General features: G+C 57.0%; 1 protein-coding gene. It reads left to right on the top strand.

Features of this window, described 5'->3' with window-relative positions:
* A partial coding sequence (locus tag MHB56_RS29780; RefSeq protein WP_341144431.1) for a condensation domain-containing protein occupies positions 1 to 1,162 on the top strand: 1,162 nt, incomplete at both ends.

The raw sequence follows: 1,162 nt of genomic DNA, 5'->3' as shown, positions 1-1,162 counted from the left end.
AGATGAAGCGCATGCGCGGGCGTTGACAAGGAACTTCGTGCGTCCGTTCGCACTTGACCAAGCACCGCTGCTACGCGCCGAGCTGCTGCGTCTAGCGGAGGACCGTTATTGGCTGCTGTGGGACATGCATCATATTGTGTCGGACGGCGTATCGATGAACATCCTGCTGTCGGACTTCATGACGGCATATGCCGGCGAGGAGCTGCCGCCGCTGCGGATTCAGTACAAAGATTACGCGGTCTGGCAGCAAGGCACGCTCGAGGTAGAGCGGATGGAAGCGCATGAGGCGTACTGGCTGTCCGTCTTTACGGAGGAAGCACCGGTGCTGGAGCTGCCGACCGACCATACGCGTCCGGCGGTGCCAAGCAGCGAGGGCGGTCAGGTATACACCTCGGTGAGCGCCAAGACTGCAGAGGCCCTTAAACGAATCGCGGCAGAGACGGGATCGACGCTATACATGGTGCTGCTTGCAGCCTATAACGTGTGGCTGCACAAGTACACGGGGCAGACCGACATTGTGGTGGGTACGCCGGTGTCGGGGCGCACACATGCGGATACGGAGCCGATGATCGGGATGTTCGTGAACACGCTAGCGCTCCGCAACGCCCCGTCCGGGGATAAGCGGTTTATCGACTTCGTGCACGAGGTGAAGGCGCGGACGCTGGCAGCGTTTGAACATCAGGACTATCCGTTCGAAGAACTGGTGGAGAAGCTGAACGTGCGCCGCGATAGGAGCCGCAACCCGCTGTTTGACACGATGCTAATATTGCAAAATATGGAGCAGGTAAGCTTTGATCTGGCGGACGTTGACATTCGTCCGGTCGAGCTGAGCCATCCGGTGACGAAATTCGACTTGACGCTAAACGTCGTAGAAGTCAATCAAAGTCTTCACATGACGCTGGAATATAGTCGCGCCTTGTTCAATGCGTCTACGGTTAAGCGGCAATTGTCTCACTTTGTACAACTGTTGACTCAAATTACCGAACGAACGGACGCAAGCATAGCTACTTTGCAACTGGTAACGCCGGAGGAGAAGCAGTTGCTGCTCTATACATTCAACAAAACGGCGGCAGCGTATCCGCGGGAAGCGACGATTCACGGGCTGTTCGAGACGCAGGTTGAGAAGACACCGAACGCAGTTGCGGTTGTATACGAGGACCGG

The sequence above is a fragment of the Paenibacillus sp. FSL H8-0315 genome (assembly GCF_038005365.1).
In the GTDB taxonomy this organism is placed as follows: domain Bacteria; phylum Bacillota; class Bacilli; order Paenibacillales; family Paenibacillaceae; genus Paenibacillus_AQ; species Paenibacillus_AQ odorifer.
The sequence above is the reverse complement of the archived record's forward strand: the minus strand, read 5'-3'. Positions and strand labels throughout refer to the sequence as shown.